The 22,132-nt window shown below is 46.1% G+C and carries 16 protein-coding genes and 10 tRNA genes; 1 reads left to right on the top strand and 25 read right to left on the bottom strand.

Annotated elements, in window-relative coordinates:
* Positions 1-3: 3 nt before the first annotated feature.
* The 25 genes from luxS to pncC all read right to left on the bottom strand — a co-directional run bounded on the left by luxS (position 4) and on the right by pncC (position 19,443).
* Entirely contained in the window at positions 4-522 is a 519-nt protein-coding gene (gene luxS / locus ACZ5ZC_RS20085) for an S-ribosylhomocysteine lyase (RefSeq protein WP_005396698.1), read from the bottom strand.
* Positions 523-606: 84 nt separating this feature from the next.
* Positions 607-1,173 (bottom strand): transglycosylase SLT domain-containing protein, encoded by a 567-nt coding sequence (locus tag ACZ5ZC_RS20080; RefSeq protein WP_226977501.1) that lies wholly within the window; start codon positions 1,171-1,173, stop codon positions 607-609.
* Positions 1,174-1,236: 63 nt separating this feature from the next.
* Complete coding sequence (gene gshA, locus ACZ5ZC_RS20075; RefSeq protein WP_464932222.1) at positions 1,237-2,805, bottom strand: glutamate--cysteine ligase; 1,569 nt, start codon at positions 2,803-2,805, stop codon at positions 1,237-1,239.
* 156 nt (positions 2,806-2,961) lie between these two features.
* Positions 2,962-5,805 (bottom strand): M16 family metallopeptidase, encoded by a 2,844-nt coding sequence (locus tag ACZ5ZC_RS20070; protein WP_464932221.1) that lies wholly within the window; start codon positions 5,803-5,805, stop codon positions 2,962-2,964.
* Between the two features lie 9 nt (positions 5,806-5,814).
* The gene (locus ACZ5ZC_RS20065) at positions 5,815-6,276 is read right to left on the bottom strand and encodes a YqaA family protein (RefSeq protein ID WP_193447909.1); all 462 of its coding nucleotides are present in this window, start codon (positions 6,274-6,276) and stop codon (positions 5,815-5,817) included.
* A complete protein-coding gene (locus ACZ5ZC_RS20060; protein WP_243328163.1) occupies positions 6,270-7,220 on the bottom strand; it encodes an NADP-dependent oxidoreductase in 951 nt (316 codons plus the stop codon). The genes ACZ5ZC_RS20065 and ACZ5ZC_RS20060 overlap by 7 nt, the downstream gene beginning before the upstream one ends.
* Positions 7,221-7,343: 123 nt before the next feature.
* Positions 7,344-8,474 (bottom strand): sodium ion-translocating decarboxylase subunit beta, encoded by a 1,131-nt coding sequence (locus ACZ5ZC_RS20055; RefSeq protein WP_005396706.1) that lies wholly within the window; start codon positions 8,472-8,474, stop codon positions 7,344-7,346.
* Positions 8,475-8,483: 9 nt separating this feature from the next.
* Complete coding sequence (oadA, locus tag ACZ5ZC_RS20050; RefSeq protein ID WP_464932220.1) at positions 8,484-10,268, bottom strand: sodium-extruding oxaloacetate decarboxylase subunit alpha; 1,785 nt, start codon at positions 10,266-10,268, stop codon at positions 8,484-8,486.
* Between the two features lie 31 nt (positions 10,269-10,299).
* The gene (locus ACZ5ZC_RS20045; protein ID WP_464932219.1) at positions 10,300-10,557 is read right to left on the bottom strand and encodes an oxaloacetate decarboxylase subunit gamma; all 258 of its coding nucleotides are present in this window, start codon (positions 10,555-10,557) and stop codon (positions 10,300-10,302) included.
* A gap of 556 nt (positions 10,558-11,113) precedes the next feature.
* Positions 11,114-11,190: transfer RNA gene (locus ACZ5ZC_RS20040), tRNA-Arg, on the bottom strand.
* Positions 11,191-11,242: 52 nt separating this feature from the next.
* Positions 11,243-11,319, bottom strand: a tRNA-Arg gene (locus ACZ5ZC_RS20035).
* A gap of 52 nt (positions 11,320-11,371) precedes the next feature.
* Positions 11,372-11,448 (bottom strand) — tRNA-Arg (locus ACZ5ZC_RS20030).
* A 52-nt stretch (positions 11,449-11,500) separates the two neighbouring features.
* Positions 11,501-11,577 (bottom strand) — tRNA-Arg (locus ACZ5ZC_RS20025).
* A gap of 52 nt (positions 11,578-11,629) precedes the next feature.
* Positions 11,630-11,706: transfer RNA gene (locus ACZ5ZC_RS20020), tRNA-Arg, on the bottom strand.
* Positions 11,707-11,758: 52 nt separating this feature from the next.
* Positions 11,759-11,835: transfer RNA gene (locus ACZ5ZC_RS20015), tRNA-Arg, on the bottom strand.
* 52 nt (positions 11,836-11,887) lie between these two features.
* Positions 11,888-11,964 (bottom strand) — tRNA-Arg (locus ACZ5ZC_RS20010).
* 85 nt (positions 11,965-12,049) lie between these two features.
* Positions 12,050-12,141, bottom strand: a tRNA-Ser gene (locus tag ACZ5ZC_RS20005).
* Positions 12,142-12,170: 29 nt separating this feature from the next.
* Positions 12,171-12,247, bottom strand: a tRNA-Arg gene (locus ACZ5ZC_RS20000).
* A gap of 32 nt (positions 12,248-12,279) precedes the next feature.
* Positions 12,280-12,371 (bottom strand) — tRNA-Ser (locus tag ACZ5ZC_RS19995).
* 334 nt (positions 12,372-12,705) lie between these two features.
* Positions 12,706-12,903 carry a carbon storage regulator CsrA gene (gene csrA, locus ACZ5ZC_RS19990; RefSeq protein ID WP_004415691.1) on the bottom strand — a complete coding sequence of 66 codons (198 nt, stop codon included), beginning with the start codon at positions 12,901-12,903 and terminating at the stop codon, positions 12,706-12,708.
* A 92-nt stretch (positions 12,904-12,995) separates the two neighbouring features.
* Entirely contained in the window at positions 12,996-14,183 is a 1,188-nt protein-coding gene (locus ACZ5ZC_RS19985; RefSeq protein ID WP_005393869.1) for an aspartate kinase, read from the bottom strand.
* 212 nt (positions 14,184-14,395) lie between these two features.
* The gene (alaS, locus tag ACZ5ZC_RS19980; RefSeq protein ID WP_464932218.1) at positions 14,396-16,978 is read right to left on the bottom strand and encodes an alanine--tRNA ligase; all 2,583 of its coding nucleotides are present in this window, start codon (positions 16,976-16,978) and stop codon (positions 14,396-14,398) included.
* A gap of 142 nt (positions 16,979-17,120) precedes the next feature.
* Positions 17,121-17,588, bottom strand: coding sequence for a recombination regulator RecX (recX, locus tag ACZ5ZC_RS19975; RefSeq protein WP_005393871.1), 468 nt, complete (start codon positions 17,586-17,588; stop codon positions 17,121-17,123).
* 128 nt (positions 17,589-17,716) lie between these two features.
* The gene (gene recA / locus ACZ5ZC_RS19970) at positions 17,717-18,760 is read right to left on the bottom strand and encodes a recombinase RecA (protein WP_054868078.1); all 1,044 of its coding nucleotides are present in this window, start codon (positions 18,758-18,760) and stop codon (positions 17,717-17,719) included.
* Between the two features lie 200 nt (positions 18,761-18,960).
* On the bottom strand, positions 18,961-19,443 hold the full coding sequence (gene pncC / locus ACZ5ZC_RS19965; protein ID WP_054868079.1) for a nicotinamide-nucleotide amidase: 483 nt from the start codon (positions 19,441-19,443) through the stop codon (positions 18,961-18,963).
* An 84-nt stretch (positions 19,444-19,527) separates the two neighbouring features.
* Between pncC and mutS the strand changes: the two genes are divergently transcribed.
* Positions 19,528-22,089, top strand: a complete 2,562-nt coding sequence (mutS, locus tag ACZ5ZC_RS19960) for a DNA mismatch repair protein MutS (RefSeq protein ID WP_464932217.1) — start codon at positions 19,528-19,530, stop codon at positions 22,087-22,089.
* The last annotated feature ends 43 nt before the right edge of the window (positions 22,090-22,132 follow it).

The raw sequence follows: 22,132 nt of genomic DNA, 5'->3' as shown, positions 1-22,132 counted from the left end.
CAACTAGTCGATGCGCAGCTCTTTTAGCATCGATTCAGGCAAAGCAAGTTCATCATTTTTGTTCACCGATACACCAGCATCCAAAATGCTCTTCGCGATCTGTTGTGCTTCTTCTAAAGAGTGCATCGCTGCCGTGCCACATTGGTATTCGTTGAGTTCAGGGATCTTGTTCTGGCTTTCTACCTTTAGTACGTCTTCCATGGCCGCAATCCAAGCATCCGCTACTTGCTGCTCTGATGGAGTGCCAATCAGGCTCATGTAAAAGCCCGTGCGGCAACCCATAGGCGAAATATCGATGATCTCAACAGAATCGCTGTTTAGGTGATTGCGCATAAAACCTGCATAAAGGTGCTCTAGTGTATGGATACCTTTTTCAGAAAGGATGTCTTTGTTTGGCGCGGTAAAGCGTAAATCGAAGACAGTAATCGTGTCCCCTTTTGGGGTCTGCATGGTCTTCGCCACTCGCACTGCCGGTGCATTCATGCGAGTGTGGTCCACGGTAAAACTATCGAGTAAAGGCATTACATCTCTCCTGATTGTAACTCCAATACCTCTCGGTACTGGATAAATGTCATTCATCCCTACAGCACATAAACAGGCTGTGGGTTAAAAGAACCAGCTGCTGTTGTCTTCCAATTCCTGACGACATTGCTTCAGCTGCCAGCCATAAGTTTTTGCAGTTTGTTCAACACGTCGAGCGACTTTGATCAAACTAGGCTTTCGCTTATAAGTACCTCGCTTGTACCCACCTCGACCTTCATGATAAGCCAGATATTGACTGTATGGGTCCCATAACGAAATCCCTAGTTGGCGCCTCGTTTCGTGAGTATACCAACCGACAAACATCATTGAATCATCAAAGTTGGTACGAGAACCGCCCTGCCCCGTCGCATCTTGGAAATCTTCCCAAGCAGGATCTTGAGCTTGAGCGTAACCATACGCACTGCTAACTCGTCCCCAAGGGATAAATCCCAATAAATAGTCTTTGGGTGGTTTCGCATCGTGCCGAAAGCTGCTTTCTTGTTTAATGATAGCCATAGCGACATGAATGGGGGTTCCCCACTTTTCTTCCATATCTTTGGCATCATCATACCAGCCGGATTTCTCTCGAAATATCTCACATAAATTATTCTGCTGCTTTGGCGGTGCCGTGGCACAACCTGCAAGTAACATGCTTCCGAGTACCGATACTACTAACGGTTTAATGTTCAATCCCACCCAACCTTTACCTATTCACTACTGCTTCAGATAAGCAAAGTAATCTTCCAAAAAATCATCAAAAGATAGCGTGTCACTTTGTTCCGCTCGCTTTTGCTTTTCTACTGACGACGCCACTTCCGTTTCCATCGTATCTTGCGAGTAGTACTGATAACCGTGAGCTAGATTTTCCTCGCGGTACTTCATGCCAAGCGCACAGCCGACTTTACCTAACCCACCAAGCTCTTTCGTCAGCTCTAATAGTTGACCTGAAATCGTTAGTTCTGGGTTATCAATCCATGTCTCGAGTTTATTACACACATCTTGGTATGCACTGCCACCAGCAGCCATATCCATTTGCTGTGCTATCTGACGCAGCTCGACAAACACTCGATGCGCCCAATCTTGCAGAGATAGACGTTCACCTTGGCAACCAATTTGAAGCATTAGCCCTTTTTCACGACCAGAAACAATGACTTTGTTCCAGTTGTCGCGCCAACACTCTAATTCACAGTTGTCCATTGGATCCGAGTCTGACAAGGCCGCCCAAGTCAGGAAGAGATCAAGGAATCGTACTTGCTCTTCATCCAACCCCACTGCGCTGAATGGGTTAACGTCTAGAGAGCGAACTTCAATGTACTCAACCCCACCGCGTCGTAACGCATCTGAAGGCTTCTCACCACTTTTCGACACGCGTTTCGGGCGAATTGGAGCGTATAGCTCGTTCTCAATTTGTAAAATATTGGAATTAAGCTGGCGGTATTCACCGTCCACTTTGACGCCTATTTTCGCAAACTCTTCTGATGGGTGACGAATCGCATCGCTCAAACCATCCAGATACTGATCAATGCTGTTAAAGCCAATTTTCAGTACACTTTGCGCACTATTGGTGTAGCCCAGATCGCTCAAACGCAAAGACGTCGATTTCGGCAAATACAAAGTGCCGCCAATTTTTTCGAATGGCAGATCGGTTTCACGACCTTGAATAAAAGAGCCGCATAACGCTGGCGATGCACCGAAGAAATACGGAATCATCCAACCAAAACGGTAATAGTTACGGATCAGCGCAAAGTAGGCATCAGACTTAGCATCTTGGCGGGCTTGTTCATCTTGCTCGCCGTATAGCGCATCCCAAAATGTCTCAGGGAACGAGAAGTTAAAATGCACACCTGAAATGATTTGCATCAGGCTGCCATAGCGGCGTTTTAGGCCTTCTCGGTACAGGGTTTTCATTTTTGCTGCATTCGAAGAGCCGTACTGAGCAAGCTGAATATCCTCTTCCGAGCCAACATAACATGGCATAGAAAGAGGCCACATCTTTTCTTCACCCATTTTTGTCTGCGTGAAGTGATGGATATCTTTCAGTTGTGCCATCAGTTCTGGAATTTCATGTGACACAGGAGTAATGAACTCTAACAATGATTCAGAAAAATCAGTCGTGATCCATTGGTTTGTGAACGCTGAGCCTAACCCCTCTGGATGAGGTGTTGTTGCTAGATGTCCATCCTGACGATAGCGCAAAGTTTCTCGCTCAACACCGCGTCCAAACTGCTTAAATACTTCGGGGTTTGATGCAACTTTTTTTAGTCGCGCAGCAAAATCAGTCAAAATGAGGTTCGCTTATATTGGGAGCAGGACACTTATCACAAAGGACAAGCGTAAGCTAAGTTATTGATATTTAATGCATCTAGATAAATAACCCACGAAAAGTCGCTTATCTAGATGAATAGCGGAGAAACGTTTCTCCGCTATTAAATGTGTACTCTATCGAATGATTTCAAGCTCTTCTACGTCTTTCCCCAACTTTTCTAATTGAGGACGCAGTGATTTAGCATCACCAACGACGATAATTTGATAGTCATTTGGATCAAACCACTTTTGAGCCAGTGCATTCAAAGTCTGCTTATCGACTTTTTCTACGATAGCGTTTCTTTGCTGCAAGTAATCTTGATCGAGGTTGTACTTAAGAATATCACTGATGAGTTCCGCTTTTTGTGTTGGCGTTTCATATTTCAGTGCATCTTTTTGACCGACCGCTTGACGCATAAATTTCATCTCTTCATCAGTAATTCCTGACTGCGAGTATTCATTTAGCTCATTTTCCATCTCAATGATAGAAGCAACCGTTGCATCCGCTCGTACTTGCGCGGTGAAAACAACCGAGCCAGTTTCTGGATTTCCAGAGAAGTAGCCGTAAGCGCCGTATGTGTAACCCTTGTCTTCACGTAGGTTTTGGTTAATGCGGCTATTGAAGTTTCCAGCTAAGTTGAAGTTTGCCAGTTGGCTTAGGTAAAAATCGCCCGTTGCATCGTAAGGCATACCCTGACGAACCATCATGACCACACTTTGTGGTGCACCTGGTTTATCAACAAGATGGATCTTTTGCTCACCTAATGCAGCGATGCTTTGCGGTGCATACAATGGCGCAGCTTCATCCTGCCAGTTTTTCCAGAACGTCAGTTGCTGTTCAATTTCCTGTTGTTCAATGTCACCAACAACGACGATTTGCGCACTTTGTGGCGTGTAATGCTTCGAGTAGAATTCACGGACATCATCCAACGTTAGTGCACTGACACCTGCTTGCGTGCCGTCTTTTGGTCGAGCAAAGACCGAATCCCCATAGAGCACTTGGCGAGTCGCTTGTGATGCCATCCAACTTGGGTTTTGATGCTCATACACAAGACCTTCTAGAGCTTGCATCTTCACACGCTCAAAGTCTGCTTGCTTAAATGCAGGAGACAACAACATCTCTTCGACAATTTTCAACGTCGGCTCTAAGTTCTTTTCTAAAGCAGAAACGCTGATGTTTGTTGTGTAACCCGTTGCATTCACGGAGATGACACTACCTAGTTTATCGAGCTCAGCTTGAATCTCTTCGACACTACGTTTCGTTGTGCCTTCTTGCAACATTGCGGCGGTCAATTGGGCAAGACCTTCTTTGCCCTTTTCAACAAAACGTGTTCCCGCAGGTAAACTAAACTGCATCATGACCGTTGGTGTTTCATCGCTAACCGCGCCAAGCAGCTCCGAGCCATTATTAAAATGAAGCTCGTACAACTCAGGCATCGTCGCTTTCACTGGCTCCCCTACAGGCGGTTGCACAGAGCGATCGAAGTTATCGGTCGCACGACGATACGCCAATTGATCATCAGTGATCTTCTCGTATTGTGGTAGCGTACGCTTTGGCGTCACAAAGGTCGCTGGTTTTACGACAAGGTCAGTTTTTCCTTTTGGTACCACGCTTAGGGTCACTTTGTTCTTACCTTGGATAAAATCCGTATACGCTTTTTCTACCGATGCAGGCGTCACTGCGCGGATCTGCTCAAGCTGTTGCTCAAGACGATCAGGATCGCCGAAGAATGTCTCGTTGGATGCCAACTGCGTTACTTTGCCTTTAACACTTTCTAATGCAAAGATAGCATCCGCTTCCGCCTTACCCTTCAATTGTTCAAGGCGATCTTCTGTCACGCCTTTTTCAGCAAACTGATTGAGTGACTGTAAAAGCTCGTCGTACAGTTTTGATAGATCGCCTTTGTCCCCTGAATCACCCATTGCATAAACGTAAAAGTTACACGCCAGTTCTGCACAGTCATGGAATGAGCCCGCATCGACGGCTTTTTGAGTCTTGACTAAGTCTTGGTAGAGCACGCTGTTTGTACCGCCACCTAGCACTTCAGATAGCGTATCGAGAGACGCTTGGCTTTCTTCGCCGTTGTAAGTTGTTGGCCACGCGATCATCACCATCGGTTGTTGAATGCGATCTTCTAGCGTGATGTATTTGTCTTCTTGCAGTTTTGCAGGTTGTTTCGGCGCATTTTCAACCTCTGGCCCACGAGGAATCGAACCGAAGTACTTATTTACCCACTCAAGAGTTTGTTCAACGTCTAAGTCCCCACCGATAGTGATAGTCGCATTGTTTGGGCCATACCAACGTAAGAAAAACGCTTTGAGATCGTTCACATCAACACGATCAAGATCTTCAACATAACCAATAGTTTGCCACGAATACGGATGACCTTCAGGATATAGCGCTTCAGACATACGCTCCCAAATTAAGCCATAAGGACGATTATCGTAACGCTGAGCTCGCTCATTTTTTACAGTTGAACGCTGAATTTCAAATTTGCGTTGAGAAACCGCATCCAGCAAAAAGCCCATACGGTCAGACTCTAACCACAGCATTTTCTCTAGCTGGTTAGCCGGGACAGTTTCAAAGTAGTTAGTACGATCGCGGTTTGTTGTACCATTTAACGTGCCGCCAGCCTCTGTGATGATTCTGAAGTGCTCTTGGTCACCAACGTTCTCTGAACCTTGGAACATCATGTGCTCAAAGAAATGCGCAAAACCAGACTTACCCACTTCTTCACGAGCCGAACCAACATGGTAAGTCACATCCACATGGACCAATGGGTCGGAATCTTCAGGAGCTAAGATCACCGTTAAGCCATTATCAAGTTTATACTTTTGGTATGGAATCTTAACTTTGCCTTCTTCCGCTTTCGATGACTCGACGAAAGTTACCCCTTCCGGCAGTGATGAAACTGGCGTATTTGATGCACAGCCCGTGATCACTAACAGTGAGCACGCGCCAACCCAAAACATCTTCATGTACTTTCCTTAAAATAATCCGAGATAGATAGCCGCAAGTAAGCTATACCTGGCAGCCTTTCCTAAAAATATTAAAATCACGCAAGGCAGAAACTTCATTCTCAGCCACCCTGCGGCTAAACACAGCGGGTCTCCAATTATGGGTAACCAGCTAAAAAACAATCCCCAATAGCCATACTTAGACAGCCAGTTTAATGCGGTATGACCGTGCTTTTCTTCTTGCGCTTTGTTAGGAATCCACAAGCCAAGCCAATAATTTGTTAAGCCACCAAGCGTATTGCCGATAGTGGCGACCATAATAATTGACGAAACGGAATATTGATTTAATGAGAGAGTGGCAACTAAGCCCGCCTCAGAACCACCAGGTAACAAAGTGGCACTGAGAAAACCGGTCATGAAAAGCACCCATAATGCTGAATCTGAAAACCAAAGCGCTAAACTTTCAAAGCTCGTATTAAATGCTTCTAGCATGTCATATCAAGCAACACCTTGCCTCTGGTTCTTCCTGATTCAACTTGCTGGTGAGCAGCAATCACATCGCTCATCGGATAAACCTGTTGAATTTCAGTCTTCAGTAAACCAACGCCAACCATGTACAACAAGGTATCTAATTGCGCTGGATCTGGCTCAACCAACATGCCGTTAGCTTCAAAGCCTAGGAGTTTGGCTTTTTCACAAATCAGCTCAGCCGTGATGGTTGGAACGGTGATGACTCTCGCACCGTCTTTCAGGCATTTAAGCGCATCTAACGCGGCATCTCCACCTACTAAATCAATCAAAACATCAACGTCTTCAACACGTTCTGACACTGGTGCAAATTGATAGTTCACTGCATGAGCGCCAAGGGTAGCCAGGTAGTCTAAATTTCGTTCACTGCAGGTTGTAAAGACTTCCGCTTTAGTCGCGATCGCGATTTGTACCGCTAGGTGTCCAACGCCACCGGCTCCAGCGAGGATAAGTACGCGATCGTTTTCTGTCACATTGGCTTTGCTGAGTGCTTGTGCCGCAGTTTGGCCAGCCAACGGTAATGCTGCTGCTGCCTCTAAAGTAACTGAACTGGGAACATGACTTAACTCAGCTTCTGGAACACATACGTACTGACTGTACCCACCGCCTCGGACTGGGAAACCGATAAATCCAGCCACCTCATCACCATCATTAAAACGCGACGCCCCCTCTCCACTGGACACGACTTTTCCTGAGATGTCGTAACCTGGTACCCAAGGTAAATTATCCTTGTTCTGCGCAGCTGCCCAACCGAGTCCGGCTCGAGTTTTAACATCAATAGGATTTACGCCTGAAAAAGCGACTTTTACTAAGACTTCACCAGGCTGTGGTGATGGTGTAGAAGCATGTTGAATCGCGAGTACGTTGGCATCACCAAATTCAGTGATAACGATCTGTTTGTGTTCCATAAACCATTCCCTGCAAGAAAACAAAAAGGGATGCGAAAGCATCCCTTTGACTATAAACCATTTTGTTAACCGAAGTTAATCGTGATTTTGTAAATTGGTTGATCATTCCATTTTCGGTAATGACTAGCCGACAAGTGCTAGCAAGATACCAGCTGCAACCGCTGATCCCAATACTCCTGCAACGTTTGGTCCCATCGCATGCATCAACAAGAAGTTTTGCGGGTTAGCTTGTAAGCCGACCTTGTTCACCACACGCGCGGCCATTGGTACCGCAGAAACGCCGGCCGCACCAATAAGTGGGTTGATGTCTTCTTTTGAGAACTTGTTCAGCAACTTAGCCATTAGCACACCAGCACCCGTGCCAATACTAAACGCAACCGCACCAAGCCCTAGAATGCCTAATGTTTCTAAGTTCAGGAATTGATCCGCTTGCAGCTTCGAGCCAACCCCTAAGCCCAAGAAGATCGTCACGATGTTGATCAGCTCATTTTGTGCGGTTTTCGATAGACGATCGACCACACCCGCTTCACGCATTAAGTTACCAAGACAGAACATACCGACAAGAGGCGTTGCTGAAGGTAGGAAAAGAATCGTCATGAGTAATACTGCCATCGGGAACAATACCTTTTCCCATTTACCCACGTGACGCAGTTGCGCCATTTGAATCTCACGTTCTTCCTTAGTGGTTAGCGCCTTCATGATTGGCGGCTGAATGATTGGCACTAAAGCCATGTAGCTATACGCGGCTACAGCAATCGCACCAAGCAAATCTGGTGATAACTTACTTGCTAAGAAAATCGCCGTTGGGCCATCCGCACCACCGATGATAGCGATAGACGATGCATCCGCCATGGAGAACTCCATGCCAGGTACATAGTTGAGCAAAATAGCGCCAAACAGCGTCGCAAAAATACCAAACTGAGCTGCCGCACCTAGCCACAACGTTTTTGGGTTTGCGATCAAAGCACCAAAGTCGGTCATCGCACCCACCCCCATGAAGATCAACAACGGGAACACACCCGATTCAATCCCAATGTAGTAAACGTAGTAGAGCAAGCCGCCAGGCTCAGTAAAGCCAGCATTTGGAATATTCGCCAAGATAGCACCAAAACCAATCGGCAATAACAGTAAAGGTTCAAAGCCTTTTTTGATTGCCAAAAACAGCAAGGTACAACCAACCAGCATCATACAGATTTGGCCGAACTCGAAGTTAGCGATCCCAGTTTCTGCCCAAAGGGTTAACAATCCGTCCATGATACTCCCTTACGCCAGGCTCAGCAGAGGCGCACCTACTGTGACAGCATCGCCTTCTTTAACGTTCAACTCTTGAACCACACCACCACGCGCCGCACGCACTTCTGTTTCCATCTTCATTGCTTCAAGAATCAGTAGTACATCGCCTTCAGCCACTTCAGCACCAGGCTGAACATTCACTTTAAAGATGTTACCGGCAAGAGGAGCAGGCACCGCTTCAGCAGAAGCGCTAGAAGGAGCGCTAGGTGCCGTCGATTTTGCAGGCGCCGCAGAAGGAGCGACAGAGGTTAGCTCGCCTTGAGGACCAACTTCCACCTCATACACCTGTCCGTCAACACGTACGCTATAAGTTTCTACGCCGCCAGTTGCTGGTTGCGCCGCAGGTACGGCAGGCTTCGCGGCTTCTAGCGTTGGTGCAGGTTCAAATGCTTCTGGGTTTTCACGATTCTTAAGGAACTTGAGACCAACTTGAGGGAAAAGCGCATAAGTAAGTACATCATCAACACGCTCACTTGCTAGCTTAATACCTTCTGATTTCGCTTTCTCCATCAGATCAACAGTAAGCGTCTCCATTTCAGGCTCAAGCAAATCGGCAGGACGACAAGTAATAGGCTCTTTGCCATCAAGTACTTGAGCTTGCAGCTCTGCATTTAACTCGGCTGGCGCTTGACCATATTCGCCTTTCAATAGACCAGCGGTTTCCTTAGTAATGCTCTTATAGCGCTCGCCAGTAAGCACGTTAATCACCGCTTGCGTTCCGACGATCTGCGAAGTTGGAGTCACCAATGGAATGAAACCAAGATCTTCGCGTACACGAGGAATCTCTTCTAAGACTTCATCAATGCGATCCGCCGCGCCCTGTTCTTTCAACTGGCCTTCCATGTTAGTCAGCATGCCGCCAGGCACTTGAGCAATCAGGATGCGAGAGTCTACACCTTTCAACTGACCTTCCCACTTCGCGTACTTCTTACGTACTTCACGGAAATACGCGGCGATAGGTTCTAGTTGCTCGAGCTTCAAATTCGTATCTCGCTCGGTTCCTTCTAGCATCGCGACTACCGTTTCAGTCGGTGTGTGACCATAGGTACAACTCATTGAAGAAATCGCTGTATCGAGAATATCAATACCAGCTTCAACTGCTTTTACCGCTGTCGCAGTAGACAAGCCTGTCGTCGCGTGACAATGAAGTGCTAATGGCACATCACAAGACGCTTTGATACGCGTGATAAGCTCTTCCGCTTCATAAGGCTTGAGTAAGCCAGACATATCTTTAATACACAGTGAATGACAACCTAAATCCTCTAGGCGTTTTGCCAAGTCAACCCAAGTGTCTGCGTTATGTACAGGGCTTGTTGTGTAAGACAGCGTACCTTGAGCATGTGCGCCAACATCGACCGTTGCTTTTACGGCCTTCTGGAAGTTTCGCACGTCATTCATTGCATCAAAGATACGGAACACGTCCATACCATTAGCATGCGCGCGTTCAACGAACTTCTCTACTACGTCATCGGCATAATGGCGGTATCCTAAAAGGTTTTGACCACGCAGTAGCATTTGCATTGGCGTATTGGGCATCGCTTTTTTCAGCTCACGCAAACGCTCCCAAGGGTCTTCCCCTAAGAATCGAATACAAGAATCAAACGTTGCGCCACCCCAAGTCTCTAGAGACCAGTAACCAACCTTATCCAACTCAGCTGCGATAGGCAGCATATCCTCAATACGCATACGCGTGGCAAATAGTGATTGATGGGCATCACGAAGGACCACATCTGTAATAGCTAGTGGTTTAGACATGCTCTTAAACTCCTTTTTAATCCTGGTTCGGCTACTTCGCGAATGAGGCGCGATGTTTATGAATCGCAGCCGAGATCGCCGCCACTACTTGTGGACTAACAGCTGAAGAGGTTGATTGAATATTAGTATTTGTTTTTGGTGCTGCGATCGGCTCTGGTACTTCTTCTGGTACCAATTTCGACATTAGCCGAACGAGATAAACAAGAGTAGTGAGGAAAATAAATACGACCGCCATCCCCGTTAGCATCAGGGTGGCCGCATCTACTAGCAGGCTTCCTATATTAGTCATGTTGCTTCCTTTCTTTGTCATCCTGACAACGTGCAGGACTTTAATAGCGTCAAATCCCGACCAATGGATTATCTCGATTGGTTAAATTTTGTCAATTTTGTTTAAGGAAGGTTTGTAATAATCCTGATAAATGATTATTTATTCACTACCCAGATCACAGTTCATGACAAAATAATTACTGCGAATCTGCTATCTCCTTACGAACAGAGTAAAGGAGGACATAAATAAAAACTGCGATTTGGATTTCAAAACCAAATCGAGATTTACACATAAAAGCTAATAGAAACAAAAGGATGTCATTAAACAACAATTAATAAACAAATAAAAAACAAAGAAGTTACATTTAAACAATTGAAGTGAAGGAAACGGAAATCAATATACAGGAGAGATAGTAAGGATAGATTCACAAACTACAGCAGAAACTTTATTCCAAATTGCTTAGATAAGCACATATTCGCTTTTGGAAAAGAAGGACCTCGCCTCTAACAACTCTAGGCTATAGTTCCTGATGTCCAGATACAAAAAAGCCTCGCAATTGCGAGGCTTTTTCAGTAAATGGCGCGTCCTGGAGGATTCGAACCTCCGACCGCCTGGTTCGTAGCCAGGTACTCTATCCAGCTGAGCTAAGGACGCGCAGTTTTCGATATCAACTTTCATCAATATCAGGGCAATACCCTTTAATAAGTGGCGCGTCCTGGAGGATTCGAACCTCCGACCGCCTGGTTCGTAGCCAGGTACTCTATCCAGCTGAGCTAAGGACGCGCAGTTTTCGATATCAACTTTCGTCAACATCAGGGCATTACCCTTTAATAAGTGGCGCGTCCTGGAGGATTCGAACCTCCGACCGCCTGGTTCGTAGCCAGGTACTCTATCCAGCTGAGCTAAGGACGCGCAGTTTTCGATATCAACTTTCATCAATATCAGGGCAATACCCTTTAATAAGTGGCGCGTCCTGGAGGATTCGAACCTCCGACCGCCTGGTTCGTAGCCAGGTACTCTATCCAGCTGAGCTAAGGACGCGCAGTTTTTGATATCAACTTTCGTCAACATCAGGGCATTACCCTTTAATAAGTGGCGCGTCCTGGAGGATTCGAACCTCCGACCGCCTGGTTCGTAGCCAGGTACTCTATCCAGCTGAGCTAAGGACGCGCAGTTTTTGATATCAACTTTCGTCAACATCAGGGCATTACCCTTTAATAAGTGGCGCGTCCTGGAGGATTCGAACCTCCGACCGCCTGGTTCGTAGCCAGGTACTCTATCCAGCTGAGCTAAGGACGCGCAGTTTTCGACATCAACTTTCGTCAATATCAGGGCAATACCCTTTAATAAGTGGCGCGTCCTGGAGGATTCGAACCTCCGACCGCCTGGTTCGTAGCCAGGTACTCTATCCAGCTGAGCTAAGGACGCGCAGATCTTCTTGCTAGGAAGTTGTGAAGCAAATCACATTCATTTCTTACGAAACAAAAAAAAGGCCATCGGGCCAGTCAATGAATGGCGGTGAAGGAGGGATTCGAACCCTCGATACGGGATAAACCGTATACTCCCTTAGCAGGGGAGCGCCTTCAGCCTCTCGGCCACCTCACCGTTTTCATTGTTATATCTCAAAAGAGATATGGCGCGTCCTGGAGGATTCGAACCTCCGACCGCCTGGTTCGTAGCCAGGTACTCTATCCAGCTGAGCTAAGGACGCACTTTTTTGTTGATTTTTCAACATTGCAAGAATGGCGGTGAGGGAGGGATTCGAACCCTCGATACGGGATAAACCGTATACTCCCTTAGCAGGGGAGCGCCTTCAGCCTCTCGGCCACCTCACCGTCTTGCGGAGGCACATATTACGTTTTACCGAAAATATGTCAAACACTTTCTTTGAAAAAATCCACGAAACTGACTTAACCGTTGCTGATTTAATCAAAGTGACTATTAAACGAACTTTACCACTCTATTATGATGAAAAAAAGAGAGTCTTCTCTGAAAAAAAGACATTTATTTTCAAACAACTTCCTGGTGTGCGATTCAACAATATTGACGGATTCACAGCCACACTCAACACAATGGTTTCCGCAAATCTTCAAAAACATTAAAGACTAAAAAGGCCAACCCTTCGGTTAGCCTTTTTCATTCAAACTAAGCTCTGTAAACAGGAGCGACTTAGTAGTTACCTGAAGCAACGTTGCCATTGCCTTTTTCAGCTTGAATGCGCATGTAGATTTCTTCACGGTGAACTGAAACCTCTTTCGGAGCGTTAACGCCGATACGTACTTGGTTACCTTTCACACCTAGTACAGTTACAGTCACTTCATCACCAATCATCAGTGTTTCGCCTACGCGGCGAGTCAAAATTAGCATTCTTTGCTCCTTGAGTAATCTCTAAATTTTCTTGCTACAAAGCTATTATCCAACAAAAGTTATATTTTCGTAAACTACCTTGTTAGCGAAAATCAGCCTAAAAAGGCATGTTTTTGTTGAATGTTTAATGCTTCACTAGACGTAATGTAAGCATCATGCAGAATGTTTGCTGCTGTATCCACACATTCGGGTGCTAAAACTAGCATCATAGTGAGTGCATTCGTTGCGCTGAAATTGATCTCAATATCTCGCTTTGCCAACAAATCGCATGCGTGCTCTACCATTCCATTGGCCTCAAGCCCCACTGCGGTCAACAGGCTTACCACTTCACTATTACGGATTTTGTCGCTGAACACCAGATCGAACTTGGCACATGCATCTTGTTTTATCATGATACCTGCCCGTTCTGCTTCCTCGATCACATTCCAAATGTCTATACCCAACATCTGACATTGTTTTGTAGCACTAGATAAATGTTCTTTATCGACTTCGATAATGGCAAGGTCACGTTGAATGGCTATACCAGAGACGGCTTGATTGCCTGACTCCCCCTTTACCAAACTGCCTTCATTAACATCAAATGTCGAAAGCACGCGTAGTGGCACATTATTCTTCCATGCAAATTGCACTGAAGGTAAATGTAATACTTTTGCGCCTCGGCTTGCCATCGCTTCCATTGAAGGAAAATCGATAACCGCCAATTTGCGCGCATTTTTCACTACACGTGGGTCACAAGTATAAATACCATCAACGTCGGTAAAGATTTGACACTCGTCAGCGCGCAATGCGCCCGCCAGTGCCACAGCGCTCGTATCTGAGCCACCTCGACCTAATGTGGTGATATCCCCGTTCTCATTCACACCTTGAAAGCCCGCAACAATCACGATTTGGTCTTGCTCAAGCAATCCCATAATTGTCGTGGTATCAATGTGTTTAATCGTTGCGTCATTGTGTTGATTATCCGTCACAATATTCGCCTGTGCTCCGGTAAGCGAGCGCGCAGCATGACCCATTTTATTCAAAGTCATGGCTAACAGTGCCATTGACACTTGCTCACCAGCAGAGAGCAAAACATCAAGTTCTCGAGCTGTAGGTACGCTATCTATCTGTTTAGCGAGATCCATCAGTCTGTTTGTTTCGCCTGACATTGCAGACACGACAACAACAACTTGATTGCCATCATTTTTCGCCTTAATGATGTGTTCAGCGACTTGGTGGATTCTTTCAATTGAACCCACAGAGGTTCCGCCAAACTTTTGCACGATAAGGGGCTTTTTCACCAGTCTTCACCTTCCCAAGACCGAAGTCTCTTTAGAACTGCTTACATCTTAAATATTTCCTTTGAGAAAAATTATATAAGCAGTAGTTACAACAAAAACCAAGCAGCTTAAATGACTCGGTTAACTTTTGGTCAATTAAACCACTTGGTTGCTAAAAAAAATTACGCTCAATCAAAGAAACTTGATTGAGCGTAATTTTATTAGTTAAGAGCTTATAAACGCTCTTCTAGCCAAGGCTGAACTGTTTTGATTGCCTCTGGTAGTGCTGAAACATCAGTACCACCGGCTTGAGCCATGTCTGGACGACCACCGCCCTTACCACCGACTTGCTCTGCAACCATTTTAACCAGATCACCTGCTTTTACTTTACCAGTGAGATCTTTAGTCACACCAGCAATCAAGCCAACCTTGTCACCCGTTACGTTTGCAAGCAGTACAACACCAGAACCCATTTGATTCTTGATGTCATCAACCATGGTACGCAGGTTCTTGCTATCAGCACCTTCAAGGGCCGCAACTAGAACTTTTGTGCCATTTACTTCAACCGCTTTGCCCATGATGTTAGCGCTTTCTGCGGCTGCCATCTTATCTTTTAGCTTCTGCACTTCTTTTTCTAGTGCTTTTGCTTTCTGTGCAGACTCTACCAGTTTCTCTTCGTACTTCGCGTTTTGAGCTTCAATAGCGTCTAATGCCGCCTCGCCTGTTACCGCTTCAATACGACGAATACCGGCTGCAATACCGCTTTCTGATGTGATTTTGAATAGACCAATATCACCCGTGCTTGATGCGTGAATACCACCACAAAGCTCAGTAGAGAAATCGCCCATAGATAGCACGCGAACTTCGTCATCGTACTTCTCACCAAACAATGCCATTGCGCCTTTCTTCTTAGCAGACTCAATATCCATCACGTTGGTTTCAATCGTGTGGTTACGACGGATTTGCGCGTTAACTAGGCGCTCAACTTCTTTCAACTCTGCTGCGGTTACGGCTTCTAGATGCGAGAAGTCGAAACGTAGGTTGTCTGCCTTCACCAATGAGCCTTTCTGCGTTACGTGCTCACCAAGAACTTGGCGTAGTGCTGCGTGTAGCAAGTGCGTCGCTGAGTGGTTAAGAGAGATAGCTGCGCGACGCTCTGCGTCAACGATAGTTGCTACTTCGTCGCCTTTCGCTAGAACGCCTTCTGCCATTACACCGTGGTGTGCAATTGCGTTACCGAGTTTTTGAGTGTCCTCAACGCGGAATACACCAGACTCAGTACGGATTTCACCAGCGTCACCACACTGACCGCCTGACTCTGCGTAGAATGGCGTTTCACCAAGCACGATGATGGCTTTATCGCCTGCAGATAGTGAATCTACTTCGTTGCCTTCAACAAACATCGCAGCGACTGAACTAGAACCTTTAGTACCTGTGTAACCACAGAATTCTGTTTGCGTATCAACTTTGATTGCTGCGTTATAATCTGTACCGAATTGACCAGCTTCACGCGCACGTTGACGCTGCTCTTCCATCGCTTTTTCGAAACCCTCTTCGTCGATCGCGAACTCACGCTCACGTGCAACGTCGTTAGTGAGGTCTGCTGGGAAGCCGTAAGTATCGTAAAGCTTGAATACCGTTTCGCCGTCTAGCACTTTGCCATCTAGGTTATCTAATGCTTCGTTAAGAATTACCATACCGCGCTCAAGTGTACGACCGAAGTTTTCTTCTTCGATACGCAGCACTTTTTCAACCACTGCTTGTTGACGCTTCAGCTCTTCGCCTGCTGTACCCATTACTTCTGCTAATACGCCAACAAGCTTATAGAAGAATGCACCTTGTGCACCTAGCTTGTTACCATGACGTACGGCACGACGAATGATACGACGTAGTACGTAACCACGACCTTCGTTTGAAGGCATCACACCATCAACAATCAAGAATGAACATGAACGGATGTGGTCAGCAATAACGCGTAGCGATTGGTTCGATAGATCTTCATAACCAATGACTTCAGCCGCTGCTTTGATAAGAGTTTGGAATACATCGATTTCGTAGTTTGAGTGAACGCCTTGCATGATTGCAGAGATACGCTCGATACCCATACCAGTATCTACCGATGGTTTTGGTAGCGGTTCCATAGTGCCGTCTGCGTGACGGTTGAACTGCATGAATACGTTGTTCCAGATCTCGATGAAACGGTCACCATCTTCTTCAGGCGTGCCAGGACGACCACCCCAGATGTGTTCACCGTGATCGTAGAAGATTTCAGTACATGGACCACAAGGACCAGTGTCGCCCATTTGCCAGAAGTTATCAGACTCGTAAGGCTTGCCACCTTCTTTGTCACCAATGCGCACGATACGATCAGCAGGCACGCCAACTTTTTTGTTCCAGATGTCGAATGCTTCGTCATCGGTTTCGTAAACGGTTACCAATAGACGATCCGCAGGCAGTTTAAGAACTTCGGTTAGGAATTCCCAAGCAAATGAAATCGCATCTTCTTTGAAGTAGTCGCCAAAGCTGAAGTTGCCTAGCATTTCAAAGAATGTGTGGTGACGAGCGGTAAAGCCAACATTTTCCAGGTCGTTGTGTTTACCACCAGCACGTACACAACGCTGAGCCGTAGTCGCTCGAGTATAGGCTCGTTTTTCTAAGCCTAAGAAACAATCTTTAAATTGGTTCATACCTGCGTTTGTGAACAGCAGGGTTGGGTCGTTATGTGGAACTAACGATGAACTTTCTACGATTTGGTGTCCTTTGCTTTCAAAGAACTTGAGGAACGCGTTACGAACCTCGTCAGTGCTCATGTACATGCAGCTCTTCCTGAAAATAGTCGAGTTAGAATTTTGCCGTATTGTAGATCATGCAAACAGCTGAGACTAGTTTTCTTGAGGAAAAGAGGGAGCAGAAGAAAAAATTTGAAGCAAAACAAAAATCAGCGCAATTGGATCAACGCTAATCTTGGTCTTCAAAGGCAAGCGCATAGCTAATTTGGTCGAAACTGTAGCCTCGGTATTGTAGAAAACGGACTTGTTTTGCGTATTCTTTTTGGTCCTTGGCTTTGACGCCTTTGAATTTCTTTTCTGCCGCCTGCTTAGCAAGTTCAAACCAGTCTTGCGGTTCTTCAGCCATGGCTTGCTCAATCACCGATTCCGCAACACGTTTCTGGTTTAACTCTTGGCGAATTCGACGCTCTCCATGTCCTTTGTATACATGCTGCCGAATTTGGCTCTTCGCATAACGTAAATCATCTAAATAGTTATGGTCTAAGCAAAAATTAATCGCGATTTCGATGTCTGATGCTTCATAGCCTTTCATCGACAGTTTTTGGTACAGCTCATACTGACCATGATCGCGACGGCTAAGCAGTTGGATAGCCGCCTCTTTGCTCGATAATGTTGGTGTCTGGCGCTTTTGGTACATGGTGATCCTAAAGGTATTTTTGCTGTACAGACTCTCAATGGCCTTTGTGATGATTCGATTTTTGATGTCAATAGATACAACAAAGCCCCGCATTGCAGGGCTTTATCACTTTTTAATCTGTGAAGGGATTAAAACTCTCCAGCTTGCTCAGGCGCCTCGCCTGCTTCAGGAGCTTCCGCAAGGGCTGGCGCTAACAACATTTCACGCAATTTAGTATCGATAGTTTTAGCCACTTCAGGATGCTCACGTAGGTAGTTGCACGCGTTCGCTTTACCTTGACCAATCTTATCGCCTTGGTAGCTGTACCAAGCACCAGCCTTTTCAACCAGCTTGTGCTTCACACCTAGATCTACCAGCTCACCTTCGCGGTTAAAGCCTTGACCGTACATGATTTGCGTATTGGCTTCTTTAAACGGTGCAGCAATCTTGTTCTTAACCACTTTGATGCGAGTTTCGTTACCAACGACTTCGTCACCTTCTTTGATTGCGCCAGTACGACGAATATCAAGACGAACAGAAGCGTAGAATTTAAGTGCGTTACCACCCGTGGTCGTTTCTGGGTTACCGAACATCACACCAATCTTCATACGGATTTGGTTGATAAAGATACACATACAGTTAGACTGTTTTAGGTTACCTGTTAGCTTACGCATCGCTTGAGAAAGCATACGTGCTTGAAGACCCATGTGGCTGTCGCCCATTTCGCCTTCAATTTCTGCTTTTGGTGTTAGCGCCGCAACTGAGTCAACAACCATTACGTCGATAGCGCCAGAGCGAGCTAGTGCATCACAAATCTCTAGTGCTTGCTCACCAGTGTCTGGCTGAGAAACCAAGAGCGCATCGATATCAACACCAAGTTTCTTCGCGTAGACAGGATCCAGAGCGTGCTCTGCATCGATAAACGCACAAGTTTTACCTTCACGTTGCGCAGCAGCGATAAGCTCAAGCGTTAGTGTTGTTTTACCTGAAGATTCTGGACCGTAGACTTCTACGATACGACCCATTGGCAGACCACCTGCACCCAAAGCGATATCAAGAGAAAGAGAGCCTGTTGAGATGGTTTCTACGTCCATTGCTCGGTTATCACCAAGGCGCATGATAGAGCCTTTACCGAATTGCTTTTCAATTTGACCTAGCGCAGCGGCGAGCGCTTTCTGTTTGTTCTCGTCCATTACTTTCTCCGATTTATTCATCTTCTTTGGGCGACGAATAGTAATTCATTTTTCTTAAGCAGCTAACCTGCTCAGCAATGAAAGTTATTATACTGTTGATTCATACAGTGTCTATACCTGTATAGAAAAAATTTAGTTCACTGCTTCTAAGGATTGGCTCTAACCCTTATCAATTCTGGGCTAAGACAGTGTAAGAAATTCTAAATTAAATGTTGATGCAATCGAGTCAATGCATGCATCACCGCTTGTTGACGAACTTCCGCCCTGTAACCAGAAAAATGCATGGTCTCAACAAAGAGCCAGTCGTGCTTATCCGCAAAAGCAAAGCAGACGGTTCCAACCGGCTTTTCATCACTGCCTCCTCCCGGTCCAGCAACACCACTGATGGAAACCCCAATAGTGGCATTCGAGTGTTGAAGCGCACCTTGCACCATTTCAATCACAACGGGCTCACTCACGGCACCATGTTGCTCTAAGGTTTCCACTCTCACACCCAGCATTTCCATTTTGGCTTCGTTGCTGTAAGTGACAAAAGCTCTATCTAACCAACCTGAGCTACCTGCAATATCAGTAATGGCGGTTGCTACACCACCACCCGTGCATGATTCTGCCGTCGTTAAAACATGCCCTTGTTTAGCCAATAATGCGCCTAAATCTGCGCTCAATTTTGTTGTTTTTTCCATAGCCAAAATGCCCTTTGTCTCTTTTTACTTGATAGGGATTCACGTATCCTAAGCCGCTACGGAAATAAACAAAAGAACTTACCTGTGAAAGCTGAACAAAAACACACTCCGATGATGCAGCAATACCTCAAGCTAAAAGCTGAGAACCCTGAGATTTTGCTGTTCTACCGCATGGGCGATTTCTACGAACTCTTTTACGATGATGCAAAGCGAGCGTCCCAACTGCTTGATATTTCGCTAACTAAGCGCGGTTCGTCAGCTGGAGAGCCTATTCCTATGGCGGGAGTGCCATTTCACGCAGTAGAAGGCTATCTAGCAAAACTTGTTCAGCTTGGTGAATCAGTCGCAATCTGCGAACAAATTGGTGATCCAGCCACCAGCAAAGGTCCGGTAGAACGTAAAGTTGTGCGTATCGTGACACCAGGTACTGTGACGGATGAAGCACTGCTTTCTGAGCGTGTCGATAACTTAATCGCAGCCATTTACCATCACAACGGTAAGTTCGGTTATGCGACGCTGGATGTCACTTCTGGTCGCTTCCAACTGACAGAACCAGAAACCGAAGAAGCGATGACAGCCGAGCTTCAGCGTACCGCACCACGTGAGCTACTATTCCCAGAAGATTTTGAACCTGTACATTTAATGGCGAGCCGCAACGGTAACCGTCGTCGCCCAGTATGGGAATTTGAGCTTGATACGGCTAAGCAACAACTCAATCAACAGTTTGGCACTAAAGATCTGGTTGGTTTTGGCGTAGAACGTGCGTCCTTAGGGTTATGTGCTGCTGGTTGTTTGATCCAGTATGTGAAAGATACGCAACGCACTGCTTTGCCTCATATTCGCTCTTTAACGTTTGATCATCAGGACCAATCCGTCATCCTTGATGCCGCTACCCGACGCAACCTGGAAATTACTCAAAATCTAGCAGGTGGAACCGATAACACACTCGCTGCGGTACTCGACCATTGTGCGACGCCGATGGGCAGCCGAATGCTGAAGCGTTGGCTACATCAGCCTATGCGTTGCATTGAAACGTTAAACAATCGTCTTGATGCGATTGGTGAGATTAAAGAACAAGCGCTGTTTGCCGATCTTCAACCAACGTTAAAACAAATTGGTGATATTGAACGTATCTTAGCACGCCTTGCACTACGCTCTGCTCGCCCTCGCGATATGGCTAGACTTCGCAATGCCATGCAGCAGCTACCAGAGCTAGAATCTGTAACCGCTTCTTTGACCCATCCATATCTAGCAAAACTGGCGCAATACGCAGCTCCGATTGACGAAGTATGTGCTCTGTTAGAGCGTGCAATTAAAGAAAATCCGCCGGTTGTTATTCGTGATGGTGGTGTGATCGCTGAAGGCTATAATGCCGAGCTCGATGAATGGCGCAAATTAGCAGACGGTGCAACAGAATACCTTGAGCAGCTTGAGCGAGATGAGCGTGAACGACACGGCATCGATACGCTTAAAGTCGGCTACAACAACGTACATGGCTTCTTTATTCAAGTGAGCCGTGGCCAGAGCCATTTGGTTCCACCGCACTATGTGCGTCGCCAAACACTCAAAAATGCCGAACGCTATATCATCCCAGAGCTCAAAGAGCACGAAGACAAAGTACTTAATTCGAAATCTAAAGCGTTAGCACTTGAGAAACAGCTGTGGGAAGAACTGTTTGATCTATTGATGCCAAATCTGGAGAAGCTGCAGAATTTAGCTTCTGCTCTGTCTCAACTGGATGTACTACAAAACCTAGCAGAGCGTGCAGATTCGTTGGATTACTGCCGACCAACGCTTGTGAAAGACGCTGGCATTCACATTCAAGCGGGTCGTCACCCAGTCGTAGAGCAAGTAACAACAGAACCGTTCATTGCTAACCCAATAGAGCTTAACCCAGCTCGTAAGATGTTGATCATCACCGGTCCAAACATGGGTGGTAAATCCACCTACATGCGTCAAACTGCGCTGATTGCATTGATGGCACATATCGGCTCTTATGTACCTGCAGAATCTGCACAAATTGGTTCTTTAGATCGTATATTTACTCGTATTGGCGCGTCAGATGATCTTGCATCTGGTCGTTCAACCTTCATGGTAGAAATGACGGAAACCGCTAATATTCTGCATAATGCGACTAAAAACAGTTTAGTGCTAATGGATGAAATCGGTCGTGGTACCAGTACTTACGATGGCCTCTCTTTAGCTTGGGCAAGTGCGGAATGGCTCGCAACGCAAATTGGTGCGATGACACTATTTGCAACTCACTACTTCGAATTGACAGAGTTGCCAAACCAACTGCCAAACTTAGCGAACGTTCACTTGGATGCCGTAGAACATGGTGACAGCATTGCCTTTATGCACGCAGTTCAAGAAGGTGCGGCAAGTAAGTCTTACGGCCTAGCTGTTGCGGGCTTAGCCGGCGTACCAAAAACGGTCATCAAAAATGCGCGTAACAAACTATCTCAGCTAGAGCAACTAGGGCAAAACAGTGACGCACCACGTCCAAGTGCAGTAGATGTGGCTAACCAATTGAGTCTAATTCCAGAACCTAGCGAGATCGAACAAGCCTTATCTGGTATTGATCCTGATGATTTGACTCCACGCCAAGCACTTGAAGAGTTGTATCGTTTGAAGAAGATGCTTTAAATCGATTCACTTAAGCGAGCACAAAAGAAAAAAGGCTATGGAT

The organism is Vibrio sp. JCM 18905, assembly GCF_055393305.1.
Note: the sequence above shows the minus strand (reverse complement) of the source record. Positions and strands in the feature narration are given on the sequence as shown.

What these genes read in the sequence shown, in the direction of transcription:
- ACZ5ZC_RS20055 (WP_005396706.1), bottom strand. Translation starts at nt 8,474, where the DNA reads ATGGACGGATTGTTAACCCTTTGGGCAGAAACTGGGATCGCTAACTTC.
- recX (WP_005393871.1), bottom strand. Translation starts at nt 17,588, where the DNA reads ATGTACCAAAAGCGCCAGACACCAACATTATCGAGCAAAGAGGCGGCT.
- ACZ5ZC_RS20060 (WP_243328163.1), bottom strand. Translation starts at nt 7,220, where the DNA reads ATGGAACACAAACAGATCGTTATCACTGAATTTGGTGATGCCAACGTA.
- ACZ5ZC_RS20065 (WP_193447909.1), bottom strand. Translation starts at nt 6,276, where the DNA reads ATGCTAGAAGCATTTAATACGAGCTTTGAAAGTTTAGCGCTTTGGTTT.
- luxS (WP_005396698.1), bottom strand. Translation starts at nt 522, where the DNA reads ATGCCTTTACTCGATAGTTTTACCGTGGACCACACTCGCATGAATGCA.
- pncC (WP_054868079.1), bottom strand. Translation starts at nt 19,443, where the DNA reads ATGGAAAAAACAACAAAATTGAGCGCAGATTTAGGCGCATTATTGGCT.
- alaS (WP_464932218.1), bottom strand. Translation starts at nt 16,978, where the DNA reads ATGTACATGAGCACTGACGAGGTTCGTAACGCGTTCCTCAAGTTCTTT.
- ACZ5ZC_RS20045 (WP_464932219.1), bottom strand. Translation starts at nt 10,557, where the DNA reads ATGACTAATATAGGAAGCCTGCTAGTAGATGCGGCCACCCTGATGCTA.
- ACZ5ZC_RS20070 (WP_464932221.1), bottom strand. Translation starts at nt 5,805, where the DNA reads ATGAAGATGTTTTGGGTTGGCGCGTGCTCACTGTTAGTGATCACGGGC.
- recA (WP_054868078.1), bottom strand. Translation starts at nt 18,760, where the DNA reads ATGGACGAGAACAAACAGAAAGCGCTCGCCGCTGCGCTAGGTCAAATT.
- oadA (WP_464932220.1), bottom strand. Translation starts at nt 10,268, where the DNA reads ATGTCTAAACCACTAGCTATTACAGATGTGGTCCTTCGTGATGCCCAT.
- ACZ5ZC_RS20080 (WP_226977501.1), bottom strand. Translation starts at nt 1,173, where the DNA reads ATGTTACTTGCAGGTTGTGCCACGGCACCGCCAAAGCAGCAGAATAAT.
- csrA (WP_004415691.1), bottom strand. Translation starts at nt 12,903, where the DNA reads ATGCTAATTTTGACTCGCCGCGTAGGCGAAACACTGATGATTGGTGAT.